Below are 18,682 nucleotides of genomic sequence, written 5' to 3' on the forward strand. Positions count from 1 at the left end.
CATTTTCGATAAAATTACCCGATATTATACGAAGGTAAAAGAAGCACGATGATTAATACAGTAATGAAAGTCTTCGGAAGTGCCAACGATCGGAAGGTCAAACGGTATATGAAACGGGCCGAGCGGGTCAATGCCCTGGAGCCCAAATATGAAAAGATGAGCGACGAAGAGCTCAGAGCCTCCTTCGACGAGCTCAAGCAGGCCGTGCAGGCCGGGGAGAAGAGCCTGGACGATGTCCTCTACGACTCCTTCGCCATCACCCGGGAAGTAAGCAAACGGGTCCTGGGCCTGCGCCACTACGATGTGCAGCTCGTCGGGGGGATGGTCCTCCATGAGGGGAACATCGCCGAGATGAAAACCGGTGAGGGAAAGACCCTCGTCGCCACCCTCCCCGTGGTCCTCAATGCGATGTTGGGGCGCGGCGTCCACGTCGTCACCGTCAACGACTACCTGGCCAAGCGGGATGCCGCCGATATGGGGAAGATCTATGGATTCCTCGGCTACCGCACCGGCTGCATCACCAGTGAGATCCAGGACGATTTCGAGCGCAAAGCCCAATACGATGCCGACATCACCTACGGAACCAACAACGAATTCGGTTTCGACTACCTGAGGGACAACATGAAGGTCCGCCTCGAAGAGAAGGTCCAGCGGGACCACTACTACGCCATCGTGGACGAAGTGGACTCCATCCTCATCGACGAAGCGCGGACCCCGCTGATCATCTCCGGACCCGCCCAGCGGGATCAGAGCCTCTATATGAAGGCCGATGCGGTCGCCAGACAACTGGTCCGGGGCGAAGAGCTCCCCACCAAGCCCGGCGAACCCAAGAAGACCACCGGCGATTTCGTCGTGGACGAAAAGAACCGTACCATCGTCATGACCGAAGAGGGGCTTGAGAAGGCGGAAAAGCTCTTCGAGGTCGACAACCTCTTCAGTCTGGAAAACGCCGCGATGGTCCACCACCTGGATCAGGCCCTCAAAGCCCACAACCTCTTTGAAAAAGATGTCGATTATGTCGTGCGTGACGGTGAAATTATCATCGTCGACGAGTTCACCGGGCGCCTCAGCGAAGGGCGCCGCTACAGTGAGGGGCTCCATCAGGCCCTGGAAGCCAAAGAAGGGGTCAAGATCCAGGAAGAGTCCCAGACCCTTGCGGAGATCACTTATCAGAACTATTTCCGGATGTACGAGAAGCTGGCGGGAATGACGGGAACCGCCCAGACCGAAGCAACGGAGTTCAGCCAAATCTACGGCCTGGACGTCATCACCATCCCCACCAACGTCCCGGTCAAGCGTATCGACAAGCCCGACCTGATCTTCAAGACTGAAAAAGACAAAATGAACGCGGTCGTCAACCGGATCAAAGAGTTCCACGAAAAGGGCCAGCCCGTCCTGGTGGGAACCGCTTCCATCGAAAAGAGTGAAATGCTCCACGAGCTGCTCAAAAAAGAGAAGATCCCTCACAATGTCCTCAACGCCAAGAACCACGAGCAGGAGGCGGAGATCATCAAAGATGCCGGCCAAAAAGGCGCCGTCACCGTCGCGACCAATATGGCGGGACGCGGGGTCGACATCAAGATCGACGATGAAGTCCGTGAACTGGGCGGCCTGGCGATCCTGGGAACCGAGCGGCACGAGAGCCGCCGGATCGACAACCAGCTGAGGGGACGCTCCGGACGCCAGGGCGATCCGGGAGAGAGCCAATTCTTCCTCAGCCTCGAAGACAATCTCCTTCGGATCTTCGGCGGGGAACGGATCGGTAAGATCATGAACTCCATGGGAATGGAGGAAGGGGAATACATCGAATCCAAGCTGGTGACCCGCAGCATCGAAAAGGCCCAGAAAAAGGTCGAAGCGATGCACTACGAATCGCGGAAGAACATCCTCGAATACGATGATGTCGCCAATTACCAGCGTAAAGCGATCTATGCCTTCCGCAATCAGCTCCTCGACCCCGAGTACGACATCGAAGGCAAGATCCAACAGAACCTCGAAGAGCTGGTCGATTATCTGCTCCACGAAGCGGAGATCTTTGCCGGGCAACCCAGCGAAGATTACGACCTCGATCGCTATATCGCGTTGGTCAAAGAGTACACCGGCCTGGAGATCGCCCCCGAGCGGCTCAAGGGCAAAGAGGCCGACGAGATCCGCGAAGAGACTCTGAAAATTCTCAAAGAGACTTATGAAGCCAAGTTCAGCATCTTCGACGAAGAGCAGCGCAAAGAGATCGAAAAGATCCTCATCCTCCAGGTCCTCGATACCGAGTGGCGGGAACACCTCTACGAGATGGATGTGCTCAAAACCGGAATCGGCCTGCGGGGCTACAATCAAAAAGACCCCCTGGTCGAGTACAAACAGGAGAGTTACCGCCTCTTCGAAGCTCTGGTCCGCCGGATCAAGTTCGAATCCCTCAAACTGCTCTATCTGGTCCAGTTTGACTTCAGTGCCCCCGAAGAGGAGCTCGAAGCCGCCGAGAAGATGCTCGAAGAGCTCGAACCGCCCGAAGAGGAGCTCATCAGCAACGAATATCAGGAGCTCCCCTCCGATACGACCGATGCACAGAACACTCCCTACGTCGCGCCCCACAAACCCAAGCGCAACGACCCCTGCCCCTGCGGCAGCGGCAAAAAATACAAGAACTGCTGCGGCAAAAGCGGCCCCAAGAAGGGCCTCCTCGCCTGATGGCACTTCCCGCCGACTCCCGCCTGGTCCGGCGGATCGTCCGTCACTATCTTCGCTACGATCCCGAAAACCCCTTTATCTTCGTTTCGGCTCTGCTGGCCTTTCTGGGCATCGCGGCAGGGGTGATGGTCCTGATGATCGCTATGGGAATCATGACGGGCACGCAAAAAGAGTTCGAGAAAAAGCTCTTCGTCATGAATTACCCCCTGACCATCATCAGCTACTCGGGCGGTGTGCGCCGCGCGACCCTCAAAAAGATCCGTCAACGCTTCCCCGAAATGAAAATGAGTCCCTTTTATACCACCCAGGTGATCGCCCGCAACGGCGAAGCCCTGGAGGGGGGAATCCTCTATGGGGTCGATTTCGCCAAAGAGGCCGCCATCAACCCGATCTTCGCCAAGACCCTCAAAGAGCACAATATCACCCGGCCGGGGCGTTATGACTTGATCACCGGCGATGATTTGGCGATGGTCCTCGACGCCCGCCCGGGGCAAAAGATCACCCTCTTCTTCTCCCAATATCAGGCGGCCGGATTGGGAACCCTCCCCCTGCAAAAGCGCTTTGTGCTCCGGGGCACCTTCGATTCGGGGCTCAAAGCCTACGACAAAGCCCTGATGTATACCACACTGGGAGCCTTTCACAAAATCCTCAAGAAAGCCCCCGACCGCTACGACGGAGTCCATCTCTACACCGACGACCCCTTCGGTGCCATCAAAGAGATCAAAGCGCTCCTCCCCGACGACGCCGATGTCGAAGGGTGGTGGCAACAAAACGGCAACTTCTTCTCGGCGATGCAGATGGAGAAGAAGGCCCTCTTCCTGGTCCTGCTCCTCATCATCCTCGTGGCGGCCCTCAACATCGTCAGCTCTCTGCTGATGACCGTGATGAGCCGCCGCAAGGAGATCGCGCTGCTGCGGACTCTGGGAACGACCCGCCGGGAGATCCGGCAAATCTTCTTCCGCCTTGGCGTCGCCATCGGCACCGCCGGGATCGTCGCTGGCACGCTCCTGGGCTTCCTGGGGATCTGGGTCCTCACCCACTTCGACATCATCACCCTTCCCGCCGATGTCTACGGCACCAGCCGCCTGCCGGTGGACCTGCTCTGGAGCGATCTGGCGATGATTCTGGCGGGTACCGCCGTCATCGTCCTGCTCGCAGCGCTCTATCCCGCCAAGAAAGCGGCATCGACCGACCCCCTCAAGGTGCTTCGCAACGAATAACTCCGCAGATCAGTAGTTATCGGATTGTTTTTTGGAAGTGTTGTTCTCCGGGGTTGAACTTCCCCGGAACCGAGGCGGCAGCGGTGCGGCCTGCTCCGGCGGAGGCGTCGTCAGCAATTCCGTATCCTCCTCGGGCTCGGAGAGATGCGCAGGCGCGGTCAGTGTGCGTTTGAGAAGCTCCAGGGGGTAAAGGAGCGCTTCGCCTACGGGATTGGTGTGGACTTTGGGATGGTCCAGCGTGCCGGTGATCTTCACGCCGGCGGTGAGGCTCTTGTCCTTGCCGAAAAGAATATAGCCGACGACCGGAATCGTCGAAAGCGCTTTGCCCATCTCCCGCGCGGTCCGAATCGCCAGATCCACATCGAGCCGTTTCGAGTCAAGCTCCACCACCCCTTTGCCCGCCACGGTAGCCGACTTGCCCACCAGTAGGATACGACCGAGCTTGAGGCGCTTCCCTTTGAGGGTGAAGAGGATCGTCCCCTGCTTGAGCTCAAACCCCTTGTGGCTGAATCCCGGACTGGAGAAACTCACCAGAGCCGGCACGGCGTTGATCAGTGCGATCAGATCGTTATAAGCTTTGAACCCGCGCAGAACCCCGCCGTGGATCAGGATCTCACCGGTATATCCCTTTTTATCATTGCCGGTTACGTGAATCGTGTAACGTCCCTCCTGGATCCCGTTGAAGTGAATCAGCGCGTGGAGCATCCGATCCCCGATCCCCTCGGCCATGATCTTCAAATCCCCTCCATGCTTTTGGAAGCTGAGGCGATCCGAGCCGAGCGCGCCGGCAAAGTCGATATTTTCTCCCCGTTTGACCAGGCGATAATTATCCGTCAGCAGGACATAGGGGCCGTAACGGATCAGGCTCTTTTTCCCCAGGACGACAAGGCGGCCTTTTGCGGCAGCACTCCCCTTGATCTGCTTCATCGCAGCCAAAAGCTTTTCGGCATCGACATTGATTCCCTGCAGTTGGAGAAGCTGCTCTTTGGAACTGTAATGCAGCTTCCCATCGAGGGCATCGATCTCCACACCCTGGGGCGTGATCACCGCGACAAAGGGCCAACGGGTAAGCACCCCCCTCTTGGTATAGAAAGGGCTCCCCTTCCACATCAGCGTCCCGCTCACTTTCCACGAGTTCGCTCCGGCCGTTTCGATACGTATCTTACCGCCGTCCACCAGGCGCAGGAGCCCCCGGAGATAGGGGTGCCAAAGGGCCAGATCCTTGGCCTCGAATTGCAGCCGCTCCCGGGGATCGATCCGCAGCCCGCTCTTGAATGTGGGGAAAGCAAGTTTCACCCCCTTCTCCCCCCAGTGGATCTTGACCGGCAGCCGGACATTGCGCATCTCAAAGATCTTGACGGGAAAGCGGGGACTGAGACGTTTCACCAGAACCCGCAAATCACCTTCCCGGCTCTTGAGATCGATCCGGCCGTTGAGCACTCCCCGGAAGACCCGTTCGTTGACGGCGAAATCTCTCAACTCCAGCACTCGGCTGGTAAAAGCCACAACGCCTCCACCGACGCGAAGCGTCTTTTTTCGGTATTCCAGCACTCCGGGACTGAGCCGGGCAATCCCCCGTATCTTGACAGGCCCCTTGACCAGAGGGGCGTCGATATCGACCTTGGCCACCGCTTTGCCCTGCTTTTGCCCGAGAAGCACACGGATACCGTACGTATTGAGGATCTTGAGGATTTGCCAATCGACCCGTCCCGTGTAGCGCAGGCGCAGGAGAAGTTTGAGTTTGGAAGGCTCGAAGAGGCTCAAAAGCGCCGCGCTGCTTCCATCGACCCTGTGTTTGCCGTAGCGGGGAGCCTGGAGGGTGAAATAAAGCGCGCCCTTTTGCAGGATCACCCGCGCCTTCGGAGCGGTAATGGGTTTGAGCTGATCGTGGAAGCGGAGGGCCACATCACGCAGCTCCGCCACTCCGTGCAGCGAAGAGAGAACCGGCTTGACGGTGCCGTGTGCCAAATCCAACTCCCCCTCTCCGTCGAATGAGACAAGACGGTAGCGGGAAGCGTGAAGCCGCTCAAGAAGCCACTCCCTGGCGACGGGGCTCAGGGGAACCAAACCCTGCAGATGTTGCAGCGTTTTGGTCGGATCCGAATCGAGATGGAACTGCAGACGCTTCCCTTCCCGTTCCACACGGAAAGAGCCGTCCATATCCGCTACCGCATAGTATCCCGAGGCGGAAAGCCGGCCGTCCCGATAGTGATAGTGTACTTCTCCCGAGAGGGTCAGACGGTGGGAAGGGATGCGTACCAGGGGCAACTGAATCTCCATCGAATCTCCCCGGTCGTAGACCATCCCCGCCACTTCATAATCCCCCCCTTTGAGATAGAGGATATTGTCACGATAGAGGATCTGATAGGGTGTGCCTCCGATCTCCAGGGCACCGATCTCCACGACATAGAAATATTTGAGAAAACGGTGAAGGATATCCAGCCCCTTTTTCAGGCCGTCCTGTGAAGCTGCGGTATGCTTTTGGGGGAGGCGGAGACGGGCGATCTTGAGCGTCAGCCTTTTATTCAGTTTGAGATATAATTTTTCCGACTCATACCCGAAGAGGGAGAGATGCCCGAGATGGATTCCCCGATGGAGAGCCCACCATCCGAACCCCACCAATATCAAGGGCGAGAGGAGTAAGATGCTGCGCCTGATCAACCGCCTGGAAACCATTATTCTCGTGCTGCTCCTCTCGTTTCTTTACTATCTCAGCCTTCCGGTCCACCCGCCGAAAAACCTTCAAATCAGCGACAGTTCCATTGATTCAATTATATCAAAGCTTCAAAAACAGGGGGTCGAAGTGGGGGTGATCGACCGGTTGATCCTGCGCCGAATGCCGCCGCCGAAAAGAGGATGGCTCTACCTGGGACGCAGCACTATGGATCGGCTGGAGTTTCTCCGAACCATCGGCTCCGACCGCGGGCGCTTCAAAGCGGTGACCCTGATTCCCGGTGAAACCACGGTCATCTTCCTCGGGCAACTGGCCAAAGCCCTCGACAAAAACGCGACGAAACTCCGACAAGCCTACCGGAAAAGCAGCCCCTACCCCGAAGGGGGGATCCTCGCCGAGAGTTACAACATCCCCCTCGATTACTCCGAATCGAAGATCATCAGCTATCTGGTCAACCTCAGTCAGAAGCGTTACCGCAAGCTGGCCGCCGACGCCAATCTCAGCTACGACCCCAAAAGCTGGCAGCGCATCCTCACCATCGCCTCCATCATCCAGAAAGAGGCGGCCGATCGCCGGGAGATGCCGCGGGTCGCCTCGGTCATCTACAACCGCCTCGCCAAACATATGCGCCTGCAGATGGACGGCACCCTCAACTATGGCCCCTATTCCCACGTGCGGGTCACCCCCGAGCGGATCCGGGAAGACAACAGCACTTACAACACGTATAAACACCGCGGCCTTCCCAAAGCACCCGTGTGCAACGTCTCCACCACGGCCATCGAAGCGGCTCTGCATCCCGCAAAAACCGACTACCTATATTTTTTCCGTAACAACCGGGGAAAACACGACTTTTTCAAAAATTACAAAGCCCACCTCAAAGAGGTCCGCAAAAAACGCCGCCAGATCAAAAAGGCTCATAAAGAGAAAAAGCGCAACCCTACCCGGCTTCCAAAAGACGGCGGAAATCCTCCAGCTCGAAAAGCAACAGATCCCCCTGCCGCCGCTCCCTCAGCTCCCGGGAAAAACCGCTGAGGGAAAAAAGTGCATAGCGACTGACCTTGAGTCCGGATACCTTCGCCTTCTCCCTGAGCTTGTGCAGTTCCTTGGCACAGACGGGGCGGCCTTTGTATTTGCACTCTCCCAGGATCAACTCCCCCGATTCTGTGAGGACCAGGAGGTCAAATTCATTGTGTAGATCCCAGTAACTCCCCAGACTGGACAGCGGATCCTCTCCGGCGAAATGGAGCTCGAGAAGTTCCGCCGAAAGTTGCTCGAAGAGAAGGGAAAAGGCCCGATCCCTATGCTGACGGTACCCTTCCATAAAGCGTTGTGTCTTCCCCCGCTCCAAATCCCCGGCAAAGGGCGCGACGAAGCCGAACCAGAAACGGTCGAAAGGTCGGCGGAAACGGAGTTTGTCCTGGATGCGGTAACGACGAAGCTCTCTGGGCAGCCAGCGGCCCGGACGGGAGTGCAGCGGCGCTTCGCGGCTCTCCTCGAAGCGCAAGACTCCCAGGCAGACCAGCTCATCGATGAGACGTCCGCCGGTTCGTTCATCCAGCCTGGCACGACGCAGGACATTGTGGAGTTTGCCGTCTCCTTTTGCTACCGCTATGAGCAGCCGACGATAGGGCTCTTCGAGGAGATAGGAGGGGCGGATCCACTCCCGGCTCCGGGCATACTTCCGGCCGTAGATCCGCTCGACACTCTGCTCCAGATCTTCGAAAAACTCGAAGTGCACCCCCTCTTCCCTCCCGCCGAATACCGCGAAATACTCGAGAAGCTGAGCCAAAGAGAGATAGGGAAAACGCTGTTGAAAGGCGATGAGTTGCTGGCGGATCCGTCCCTCCTTCAAATGAGCCATTAATAGGATTATACGATATAATTTGGCCAAAAAGGAACGCCGCTTGCCTGTCGAGACCCTCAAAAGCATTGTCGATTACGGGATTATCGGGGTGCTGATCCTTATGAGTATCGCCACCTTCGCCTATGCCATCGAACGCTGGCTCTATCTTCGCAGTGTGGACCTCTACCGCTACCCCGATCGCAAACTCCTCGAGCTCGATCTCAGCCGCCATCTGGGGACCCTGGCCACTATCGGCTCCAGCGCTCCCTATATCGGACTGCTGGGAACGGTCATCGCCATCATCCTCACCTTTTACGTCATCGGTGAGCGAAAAAGCGCCATCCAGACCGGAGAGATCATGAAAGACCTGGCCCTGGCCCTCAAAGCGACGGCCGCGGGGCTTATCGTCGCCATTCCGGCCACCGTCTTCTACAATATCCTGATGGACCGGGTCGACCGCCTGCTGACCCATTGGGAGATCATTCACCGCAGTGAGCGTGAGGACTGATGCGCCGGCGTCCTTTTACCGAGATCAACATCGTCCCCTTCATCGACATTGTCCTGGTGTTGCTGGTCATCGTCCTGGCCACCGCCACCTTCATCGTCAAAAACGAGCTCCCCGTCGACCTCCCCAAGTCGGGCAGCCAAGCCAAGATCCCGCCCAAAAGCATCAGCATCACCATCGATGCCAAAGGGCGCTATTTTTTCCAAAACAGCCCCGTCACCCTGGAAGAGCTCCGCCAACGCCTCAAAAGGCTCGATCCGGTCAAAGACCTCATTACCCTCAATGCCGATCAAAAGAGCCAATTCCAAAAGTTCGTCACCGTCGTCGACCTGCTCAAGAAGCAGGGCTTCAAAAAGATCTCCATCATCACCGCCCCCTAAGGAGTCTCTAACTATGTCTTCGATCATCTTCGGCCCCATCGCCTCCCGCCGCTTCGGCAAATCCCTGGGCATCGACCTGAGCCCCGGCCGCAAACAGTGCAATTTCGACTGCGTCTACTGCGAACTCGACCCGGCCAAGCCTATGGAGCGTTACGAAGAGGCCCTCCCGCCCCAAGAGATCCTCGAAGCGGTCCGCCGGGGGCTCGATGAGTTCCCCGATATCGACGTGCTCACCGTCACCGCCAACGGGGAGCCGACCCTCTACCCCCATCTCGACGAAGTCGTCGCCGGGTTGGAAGCAATCCCCGATCGCCCCCGGCTGCTGATCCTCAGCAACGCCTCGACGATCGACCGGCCCGAGATCCGCCAAACACTTCGCCGTTTCGATACGGTCAAACTCTCTCTCGACTGCGCCACCCCCCGCTGCTTCAAACGGATCGACCGCCCCGCCTCCTCAATCGAGCTCGAAGCGATCAAAGAGGGAATGCTGCGCTTCAGGGAAGAGTTCTCCGGTGCCCTGATCCTGGAGATCCTCGTCGTGGAGGGAATCAACGACAAAGCCTCCGAAATCGAAGCCCTCAACGATTACCTCCTGAAACTGCGCCCCGACCGGATCGACCTGGGGACCATCGACCGCCCTCCCGCCTACCGGGTAGCCCCCGTGCCTTACGAACGCCTCAGGGAACTCTCCCTGCTCTTCGACCCCTCCCTCAGCGTCCACATCGCCAGCCGGCGGGATATCGCCCGGATCACCCCTTCGGGCTACACCGACGAAGAGATCCTCACCACCCTCGCCAAACGCCCCCTGACTCCCGAGGATGTTTCGATCCTCTTCGACCCGGAGAGCCAAAAACGCCTACAAACACTCCTGGAAAAGGGTGAAATCAAAATTTTGGAAAATAATGGAGTAAAATTTTACGTTCCGGCCTGAAAACTCTTGACAGGGCTGGGATTTTTTATTATAATCCCACCCACATTTCAGCGATGAAATGTCTTCTTCCATTCCGGATTAGCTCAGTGGTAGAGTAGGTGACTGTTAATCACTTGGTCGCTGGTTCGAATCCAGCATCCGGAGCCACTACACTCAAAATCCCCATTTTATGGCACTTTTAACTCAAACAAAATAACAAATGTCAGTCGAAAACCGTGCATTTTCGTGCAAATTTACTGACACTCCAGCTGACAGTTAGCCGACACTTGTTTACCTTTTTGGCAGTCTCTCCATCAAAGAATCCATCTTATCCGACAATGCCTGATATTGCGTGGATACATTCTTAATCATCAGCTCAAGTTCAGTCTTTGTGGCGAATTTGCGTTCTGCGTGATCCGTTTCCAGAAACTTGTGGTTGTCGTTTTTGATTTTTGAAATCTCAGCCATCACCGACTGCCGGAAATCGTCAAATATCCTCTTTTTCTCGGACAACCTTTCGTGCAGCAATCTATCCTCTCTATCCATCTCTTGCTTGATCTCCTCAAGCTTTTTAAGAGCCTGGTTGTTTTTTACTTTGACAGACGTAAACGCAGCCACCCACCCGGAGACAAAAGCGATAGCCTCGATAGCTTCTTTTATTTCAATGTTCATCAGTGTTTATCCTGCACATTTTTGATCTTCTCATAGGTTCGCAGTCCGCCAAAGCCAAGCATTGCCAGGATCAAGTTGAAGAGCACTCCGGTATCAATCGTGGGAAGTTTCGCCACTACGCCATTAAGCTCCGCGATCCATACAACCGTAGGTGCGACGATGTAGGTGTAGGCAAGGGCGATAGCCCCTACCCAGCCGATTGCCGGCCGCCATCCAGAAGTAAAGAGGTTCGGATTCTTCGCCTCTTCCTTGTTAACCTCAATCTGCCCCATATTGATAGCCTGTTCAAGCTGCTGGAGTTGAAGGGCGATCTCGGCCTTTTTAACCGGGTCCTCGATGGATTTGCCGGTCAGGGCCTCTCTTGCCTTTACTAGCACGTCGCCGATGTCACCAAGGTTGAAATCGAGTAATCCCATATCATCCCTTTTTATTTGAATCCTATCCTTCTGAAGCGGCGAAAGGAAACCTATTTCTGTCGCTCTCTCTTTTTTTTGAGCTTATCAACATCATAGGTCAGCGTGTTTATGCCGGGGAAGAATTTAAGCAGCTCCTGGAGCGTCGATCTGGGAACGATGTCGCTTGATCTCTTTCGGTTCTTTTTGTCTCGCACCAGGGATTCAATCAAACTCTCAGCATTCATCACCTGCCCCGGAACCGGGGTAAACTGATTAGCCAGATACTTCGTCCAGTCCCAAGCCTGCTGAGATATGGGCTTATGCGGGTTGGTGATCGGGCGGCCATTGTAGAGTTTTATCCCCGCAGCCGCACTACCAAGCTGCATAAGCGGCCCCTGGAAGGCGATCTCTCTTGCTGTTTGGAGTGGATGGAAAATCTGCATATAAGGAACAACCTTATCGGCCTTCCAGGTAGTAACTTGACTGCCATCCCGGTAGAAGGGGATACGGGACATTTTGAAGTCGTCCGGTAGCTCGTCGGAGTATGGGTTCCCTATGCCCGTTGCAAGCTTCGAGAATCCATAAAGTGCGCCAAGGGCGGTCGCCGCCTGGATCGCCCCTCGTTTACTTGCCAGCATCCTCACCATTTTCGGGAAAGTGAAGTAAGTCCAGGCAATAAAAGGGGAAATCCCAGCGTCCCTTAATGCCCTCCACCCCTTTGCCATCGGTCTGGAATAATCCGGCATAACCGACTCGACGGCTTTTCTTGCTTCTTTGACGTCCCAGCCCTGCTCTCGCAGGAATTTGAACATCGCCAGCTTATTCACCGCATCTTCGGCCTGGTAGAATTTTGAGAGGGGTTCATCCACTTTTCCAAGCGTCCCGCGCTCCCTGAAGTCGTTGCCGAGGCCACCCATATCTTCCAGATAGCTCGTATTGAGCAATCCAGCGTTTTCTGCTTCGCGGTAGTATTTGAGTTCATTCCTGAGCCCGGATAGCTCCTGTCTTTCTCCACGACTGAGAGCATTGAGCACTTCCTTTTTCTCAAGCTCATTCATCCGCTTTGCTTTTATCATCATCTTCCCGGCAGAGCCCAGGTTCTTCGCAATATCTGCCGGGTTCAGACCAGCCAAGTGCATAAGGAACATATTGGATGTTAGGTTGTTAAAATGTGTCGGGATGTTCCACACCGTTTTGGCCTTCTTCCACAAATTCAGCAGCTTCCCGGCCCCCTTGACGACTTCGTTATCACTTCCAAGGTAGCGCTCCAGGATCGTGTCATTGAGATATGTCACATCATCTGCCACATCCTTCCTCACCCATTGCCCGAATAGTGCCCCAAAGCGCGGGTCTGCCGGGAGTTTCCTGTATCCTTTTTCGGCCAGCTCTTCCGGGCTGAATTGCTTGGCAATATCCGGGGTCAATACCGCTCCGTCGATATGGGCGATCTCTTTTAGGAGCTTGGCGTTTTCCAAGAGCTGGTGCATGTGAACGATGGTATTTGGGATCGTCACGGCGGCATCTTTGATCTCCCCCATCTCTTCGCGCTCTGCTTTCGTCCAATCCCTGCGCACCTCATACTTTCCGTTCGGGAGTTTTCTTATTTCGATCCCTCCTTCCTTGAGCGGCTTACCGACAAGCTCCGGGTCTATCTCGCCGCTTACGTGCATACGCTCAAGCTGCCCCCTAGTCACTTCCATCACCTTACCGCGCCGCTTCATCACAGGCTTGGTGAGGCGGTTGGCGATCTGCTGCGCCTTGTCCTTGAGGAAGTGGGGTTCGTAAATCCGCTTCAGGTAGTTCTCTCCCCAGGCGTCGATAGCTTCCTGGGGCACTATGCCGTTTTGCACTAGCTGATCCCCGATCTCTCTGACCGTAGCACGGATATTGTCTCCAATCTGCCGGATTTTGGGCGGCACGGCTTCGGGGGGAATGTCCCCTACAATATACTCATGGAGCTTGACGCGGCTATCTTCCGGAAGCTGTTTGAGCGCGTGATGGATGTTGGCCGCTTTCTTGGCCGCCGCCTGTTTCGCTGCCTGAGCCGCGTCCCTCGCTTCGTGGTATGCTCCGGAGAATGTGTCAGTAAAGAGGACTTTGAAATCCCCTTTGAGCCCCTTGGATATGTCGGCCCAATCCCTGTCAAACTCTTTATGCACCAAGCTTTCCAAATGCTCCAGCTTCTTTGAGCCTTTGCGTCCGGGACGCTCCATAGAGGCCGCCCTGCTGCCGGAAAAATCAAGTGTGGCCTCATCCGGGTGGATGCCAGCAGAGTTATGGTCGGCAAGCCGTCCGTCAAGTTCGGCCATAAAAGCGGAGTTGTAGGCTTCTGGACTTCCGGTTTGAGCCAGCGTGCCTGTATTCTCATACGGGGGTATGATGTTGCGCTCCTCGGGTGTGAGCCCCTGTCGCGCCTGGACTTCCCGTGCCTCGATCTCCCCGGCCATCTTCTGATAAAGCTCAAATGCCTTTTCACCCTTGGCTCGCTTCAGCTCGTCGAGTTGATCTTTATAGCGCATCGCCTCAAGCGGGGATAGGCTGCTCCTTTTCTCTAAGTCGTAAATCCGTCCTTCGATCTTTCGTAGTGCCTGGTCGTAGCTTCCTCCGCCGGCAAAACCTTCTGTATCCTGGATGGCGTGCTGTGCTTCGTGAAGCAGGGAGGATCTGATCTCATCTTTGGGCATAGTGGAGTTTAGGACGATCTCATTTTTTCCCGGCTCGTAATATCCCTTTTCGCCCTTCGGCATTTCTGCAAACGTGACTTTTACATCTTTGAGCTCCGGGTAATTCCTATAAAGCTCATCGTGTTGCAAAACGTCCTCAAGCCGGTGTGTTCCAGGCTCAATAGACTTTATAGTAGACTTGCTATCGTCGATCTCGAAGCGCGGCATTAGGTCGTATTTGCCGGGATGGACGCGCCCTGCCTCCTCAGCGTCCTTGAAGCCGGTCGCCTTGGAGCCTGCAAACATTCCCAGCCGTGTTCCGCCGTTCTCGTGGCTGTTGATTAGCTCCTGGAGCCGCTGATACACTTCGGGGCGCTGCTTAGCCAGGAGCTTCACGGCTCCGGTTCCCAGGACACCGGCAGCCATCCCCTCCATAAACTTCTGGGCCACCTGGGTCGTCAGGTCTTGATTCGGGTCATACTCTCCCGATACGGCGTTCAGGGTCCCAAGTCCGGCCCCGGCTGCAAGGTTGTGGCCTCCATTGGCAAAGATATTGTATGCCTCTTCCCGCATACGGTGTGCATCCTCAGACCAATCGGGATGATTAAGGAGTACCCCTACGTCGTTCCTGATCTTCTCCTCGATCTCCGGAGTGATCTTACCCGCTTCGATCTTCTTCACGTCCGCTTTGCTCAAGTAAAAGTCCGCATTGGGGTTCGGGATATCGTGCTCTTTCGTCACTTGTGTTTCCCAGCCATTGCCGTTGTTTACTTGTCTGATATCCCGTGGGGCATTTCTGATCTTCCCATAACGCATCGAGGCCGCCTCACGGCTTTTTGCCAGCTCAAGCGCGTGGTAAAAAATGGGGTCTTGCATGATCTTTTCAAGCGGATCGGAGAACGGATTGATTTGCGGCGGTGTTTCGTTTTGTGCTATACTTTCAGATACAGAGGGCTGACGGCTGGAAAATCGTGAGGACGGCCAGCCCGCATCCGCTTTGTCGGATGGCTTGAGAGTGAGGGGAAGCTTGCGTCCCTCCAGCCCTCTGTCCGAATGTAGTGTAACTACCTCTTTCTTCCCACCAAAATCTCTAACACCTAAGTTTATGGTAGCTCCATCTGCCCCATTCGTCACATAAGTATCACCCCTATAATCGACTACCTTATTTTTATTGTCAATCTGGAATGGAATGCCGTACTTCTCTTCGGCGTTTACCCATCCTCTTTGAGTGTTGTTTCCATGCCTCCGTTCGATCTTTTCGGCTCCATATTTAGCCTGTCCACCAGTTAGAGTCACATCTTTATAGGACGCTTCGGGTAGATTCCCTCTATAAACCTCTCTCATCTCTTTGGATTTTTGCGCCCTAAGCCGCGCTTCTTCTTTGAGAGCTTTGGGGTTCGGCTCTCCCACTAAAACGTGATTGACGTCATCAAGAATCTTGTCTGCCTTTGCCCGGCTCATCCCAAGAGCCTCTGGCCTATAAGCCAAGGTGTCCAGTGCCGCTTTTGCAAGCTCTCCGGGCTGGTCTCTCCGAGGTGCTCTATGTTCTCCCCCTGTCACGAAACCACCGATAGTTTTGCCATCTTTGCTTTTGCCCTGATGTGGGGCCATCACCTGCCGGAGGTGTTCGCCGTCCTTAATGGCATCGGTCACTTTCCCCTTTGTCAATGCCGCGATCACACCGTTCAATGCCGCCACGATTCCGGCACTCACCTCGTTCTCATCCTGTTTTACGGCCTCCGGCTTCGTATCCGACCCGGCGTTCTTCACCATTGAGGTCGCATACCCGATAGGCGCTCCCATTGCCGCAGATTTGGCGATCCTTGCGGCCTTGGCTCCTTTGGCGGCGATACCTGCTGGTGTCAGGTTCACGGGGTCAAGTAGGATTTCGCCACCGAGTTTAGCTATGGGGTGATCTTCCGTCTCGATCTCGTTCATGTGCTTTTGGCGGTTCCAATACCGCTTATTGGTTTCAAAGAATTTGGTATCGCGCCCGGTGATCTTGTCGGCCCACCAATCTGCGGCGTCATTGATCGTCGAAGCATACTCGTCAAAGTTGTGAGTGAAGCCCTTGGCGAAGCTGCCCAATACCCCCTGCTTGTTGGCTTCGGCAGCTTTCACGTCTGCCTTGGACAGATGTACGCGGGGATCGTTGGCTTCATAGCGCTTTGTGTCTGTGGTTGCTGGGGCCTTTGGAGCGGGAGGATGTGGCGTTCTTTCCAGGAACTTTTCAGCCATTGTTTTTTCATGTATTGGATGGCTGCTCGAAAACTGATCCGCCATTGTGGGCTGTCGATCCTGGTCGCTGCTCTGTGTCCTTTTCAAAAACTCTTCTGCCATTGTCATTCTCTATACTCCGAGTCTCTTTCTGGCTTCAGAGGCGGGAATTACACTACCGTCTGGGAAGACAACGCCTCTCCCGTCGTCGCTTATCCTAAACTTGCTTCTATCCACCCCCATAGTTTTGGATAGAGAGTCCAGGAGTTTCCCCGTGACTACCGGGGCTTGCTGTTGGGCCTGCTGTTGTGGCGCCGGTTCTTGCTGCTTAGGCTGAACATATACCGGCTCGTAGTCGTCTTTGCCAATAATATGCGTTTCTTTCAGCTTTAGCCCGGCGGGGAGTGTTCCCTTTTGGATGTATTGCGCGGTGATGTAGTTTTTTTGCTCGTTAGTCAAATTCTTTGCGTGTTCATCTGCGATCAAGGCGTCAATCCCCCCGGCGCTCTTGAGTATCCTGGCCCGCTTATACTGCTCATCAATGGGGCTGATTCTCCTGGGGGCATTGAGTTTCGCTTGCTCAAGCTGGAGTTTTGCCTGCTGATTTGTGAGCTGACCGGTGTAGTAGTCTTGCATGATCTTGTGATAGGCGGCAGATTCCTGCAGGGCCTTGTCTTTCATCTTCGCATCAAGGTCCTGCCCCCTTATCCGGGTCTTCGCGTTGAGTGCGGCGATTCCCTGCTGGGTCTTTGCCCGCGTGTCGATTCCGTAGCGCTGTGTTCCGGCCTGGGTGTCGATGCCGTACCGTCTCGTCTCATTCCCCAGGAGAGAACCCAAAACCCCGGAAAGGTTGCGGCGGTTCATCATATCCAGCTTCGCATTGTTCCGCGCCTGGACAACGCCGAGAGCCTGATTGAACCCTTTTTGAGAAAGAAGGGAATCTTTGATTTCCGGTGCCTGGAATTTTGGGGCGGCGGACGTGAGCGTATTGATGATGGAGTTTGTCTGCTGCCCATATTGGCTCTTCCAGCCCTCTCCGCCCTGAGCTACCCCATTCGTTCCCTGCTGGGTGGAAATGCCCTGGCGGTATTTGTCTTTCTGTCTGTCGATGAAGTAGGCCATTACGCTCCTCCTCTAAAAATAAAGCCCTCAAACACAAGGACGGTTTTTCTCCCACCTTTTGGATCAATCGCATCTACTATCTCGATAGCGTATGGCATAAGCCCCACTATTCCATCGCTCCTGCCTTTCGTCCATACCCTTCCGCTGCATCCGTAGAGTTGATCCGCTCCGTCTCCCGTCACTTTTTCCCACTTCTTAAAGTCGTAGGTATGCCACACTGTATCCCCAACCTTAGCGAAGTCGCCATATCTGTCAGAGTTTGGGAAAGAGACTTCTCCCACCGAGTTGTGGGGCGGCACAGTCGGCCTGGTAAAAATCCCGTGAGCTATCATGTTGTAATGTAGCAATTTGAGCGGTGAATGGAACCAATTATCTGTCGCGTAGTCGTATTTCAGCATCTTCCCGTATTTCCATACCGGGGTGTTGACCGTCGCCACCATCCATCCCCTCTTGGTGTTCCTATAACGGTATGAAGAGTTGTTATCCTTCGCCACGTAAAGGGAGCGGCCCACCCTGATACCAAAAGGATATTTGGTAGGGCCGGAAGATAGCCCCATAGCGGCGGCGCAGAAGTCGCCTGGGATCGAGTCTGTCGGGACGGCGCCGGGGTCGTCAAGCGGCGGAGCGAATAGCTGTCTTTCAAATCTTGTGTTCAGAATATAGGTGCTACTCCCGTCCGTCACGGCGAAACATCCATATTCCCCAAGCGGGGCAAAGCGGTCGGAGTAGCCATCCGCCTGGAGAACCGATCCGTCAAAGAGGAAGCTGACATATCGTCCACCAGCAAAGTTCAGGATGTAGGCACCCCTCACATAGCCGATGTAGGTTGCGTCTTGGATGTCGTATCCGTCCGGCAGCCTCCCAAGGATGGAGAGCGTTTCCGTAATCAGGCTGTAATAGGCGGCGTAACGCTCTATGATATTGCCGTCCTCATCTTTTATCTCTTTGAAGCCGAAGAGACCTGGTTTCTCGTCGTCATAGCAGATCGTGCTCAGGTGGTAGCCAGTCGTATCATCCGAAGCGATCCCCGGCAGCTCTGTACTGTTCCTGCCGTGCCACTCAACCATCGTGTAGAAATCAATCGGGTTATAAATTATCTCAGGTTCAGGATCCTCCAACTCAACATAGTACGGCTGCCAGGCAGTTTCGTTAACTCCGGCAAGCGTCACATCACGCATTGATAGGTCATAGTCCTCCGGCTTGATTGCGCCACTCTCCACACTCCGCTCCACCAGCTTGTCTTCTGTGACGTTGTATCTATCGAGTACCGGACGAAAATGGGATACATCATCAAGCACAGCCTTAGCGAATGTTCCATTTGCCATCTCTGCCGAGATTAGGTCCGGGTCGGTGTAGTCTGGGCGCGGGTACGGCACTTTTTCATATTTTTTCATAG

13 protein-coding genes and 1 tRNA gene are annotated in these 18,682 nt (G+C 55.2%); 7 read left to right on the forward strand and 7 right to left on the reverse strand.

From position 1 onward, the window contains the following. Positions 1-48: 48 nt before the first annotated feature. Both secA and NITSA_RS05835 read left to right on the forward strand, forming a co-directional pair. Positions 49-2,685 carry a preprotein translocase subunit SecA gene (gene secA, locus NITSA_RS05830; protein WP_013554092.1) on the forward strand — a complete coding sequence of 879 codons (2,637 nt, stop codon included), beginning with the start codon at positions 49-51 and terminating at the stop codon, positions 2,683-2,685. Further along, a complete protein-coding gene (locus tag NITSA_RS05835; protein ID WP_013554093.1) occupies positions 2,685-3,905 on the forward strand; it encodes an ABC transporter permease in 1,221 nt (406 codons plus the stop codon). Before secA ends, NITSA_RS05835 begins: the two co-directional genes overlap by 1 nt. A 9-nt stretch (positions 3,906-3,914) precedes the next feature. On the opposite strand, the gene NITSA_RS05840 is transcribed toward NITSA_RS05835, so the two are convergent. Further along, complete coding sequence (locus NITSA_RS05840) at positions 3,915-6,524, reverse strand: YhdP family protein (protein WP_169308531.1); 2,610 nt, start codon at positions 6,522-6,524, stop codon at positions 3,915-3,917. Positions 6,525-6,549: 25 nt separating this feature from the next. On the opposite strand from NITSA_RS05840, the gene mltG reads away from it, so the two are divergent. After that, positions 6,550-7,611 (forward strand): endolytic transglycosylase MltG, encoded by a 1,062-nt coding sequence (gene mltG / locus NITSA_RS05845; RefSeq protein WP_042203792.1) that lies wholly within the window; start codon positions 6,550-6,552, stop codon positions 7,609-7,611. Here the strand turns inward: mltG and NITSA_RS05850 are convergent. Then, positions 7,517-8,440 carry a DUF234 domain-containing protein gene (locus NITSA_RS05850; protein ID WP_013554096.1) on the reverse strand — a complete coding sequence of 308 codons (924 nt, stop codon included), beginning with the start codon at positions 8,438-8,440 and terminating at the stop codon, positions 7,517-7,519. The genes mltG and NITSA_RS05850 overlap by 95 nt on opposite strands. 43 nt (positions 8,441-8,483) lie before the next feature. On the opposite strand from NITSA_RS05850, the gene exbB reads away from it, so the two are divergent. The 4 genes from exbB (at position 8,484) to NITSA_RS05870 (ending at position 10,385) form a co-directional block, all read left to right on the forward strand. Then, positions 8,484-8,930, forward strand: a complete 447-nt coding sequence (gene exbB / locus NITSA_RS05855; RefSeq protein ID WP_013554097.1) for a TonB-system energizer ExbB — start codon at positions 8,484-8,486, stop codon at positions 8,928-8,930. Then, positions 8,930-9,307, forward strand: coding sequence for an ExbD/TolR family protein (locus tag NITSA_RS05860; protein WP_013554098.1), 378 nt, complete (start codon positions 8,930-8,932; stop codon positions 9,305-9,307). The genes exbB and NITSA_RS05860 overlap by 1 nt, the downstream gene beginning before the upstream one ends. 13 nt (positions 9,308-9,320) lie before the next feature. Next, on the forward strand, positions 9,321-10,238 hold the full coding sequence (locus NITSA_RS05865) for a radical SAM protein (RefSeq protein WP_013554099.1): 918 nt from the start codon (positions 9,321-9,323) through the stop codon (positions 10,236-10,238). 72 nt (positions 10,239-10,310) lie between these two features. After that, positions 10,311-10,385 (forward strand) — tRNA-Asn (locus NITSA_RS05870). Between the two features lie 123 nt (positions 10,386-10,508). Here NITSA_RS05870 and NITSA_RS05875 read toward each other — a convergent pair. Genes NITSA_RS05875 through NITSA_RS05895 form a run of 5 tightly spaced genes read right to left on the reverse strand, consistent with a single transcriptional unit; the run spans position 10,509 to position 18,680 of the window. Next, positions 10,509-10,889 (reverse strand): hypothetical protein, encoded by a 381-nt coding sequence (locus NITSA_RS05875; RefSeq protein ID WP_013554100.1) that lies wholly within the window; start codon positions 10,887-10,889, stop codon positions 10,509-10,511. Next, on the reverse strand, positions 10,889-11,305 hold the full coding sequence (locus NITSA_RS05880) for a 3TM-type holin (protein WP_013554101.1): 417 nt from the start codon (positions 11,303-11,305) through the stop codon (positions 10,889-10,891). The genes NITSA_RS05875 and NITSA_RS05880 overlap by 1 nt, the downstream gene beginning before the upstream one ends. Before the next feature lie 50 nt (positions 11,306-11,355). Further along, positions 11,356-16,287, reverse strand: a complete 4,932-nt coding sequence (locus NITSA_RS05885) for a DUF6782 family putative metallopeptidase (RefSeq protein ID WP_148224947.1) — start codon at positions 16,285-16,287, stop codon at positions 11,356-11,358. A 9-nt stretch (positions 16,288-16,296) separates the two neighbouring features. Then, entirely contained in the window at positions 16,297-17,286 is a 990-nt protein-coding gene (locus tag NITSA_RS05890; RefSeq protein ID WP_013554103.1) for a hypothetical protein, read from the reverse strand. Further along, positions 17,286-18,680 carry a hypothetical protein gene (locus NITSA_RS05895; protein ID WP_013554104.1) on the reverse strand — a complete coding sequence of 465 codons (1,395 nt, stop codon included), beginning with the start codon at positions 18,678-18,680 and terminating at the stop codon, positions 17,286-17,288. Before NITSA_RS05895 ends, NITSA_RS05890 begins: the two co-directional genes overlap by 1 nt. Positions 18,681-18,682: the final 2 nt, after the last annotated feature.

Origin of the sequence: Nitratifractor salsuginis DSM 16511, assembly GCF_000186245.1 — a bacterium.
Taxonomy (GTDB): Bacteria; Campylobacterota; Campylobacteria; order Campylobacterales; family Sulfurovaceae; genus Nitratifractor; species Nitratifractor salsuginis.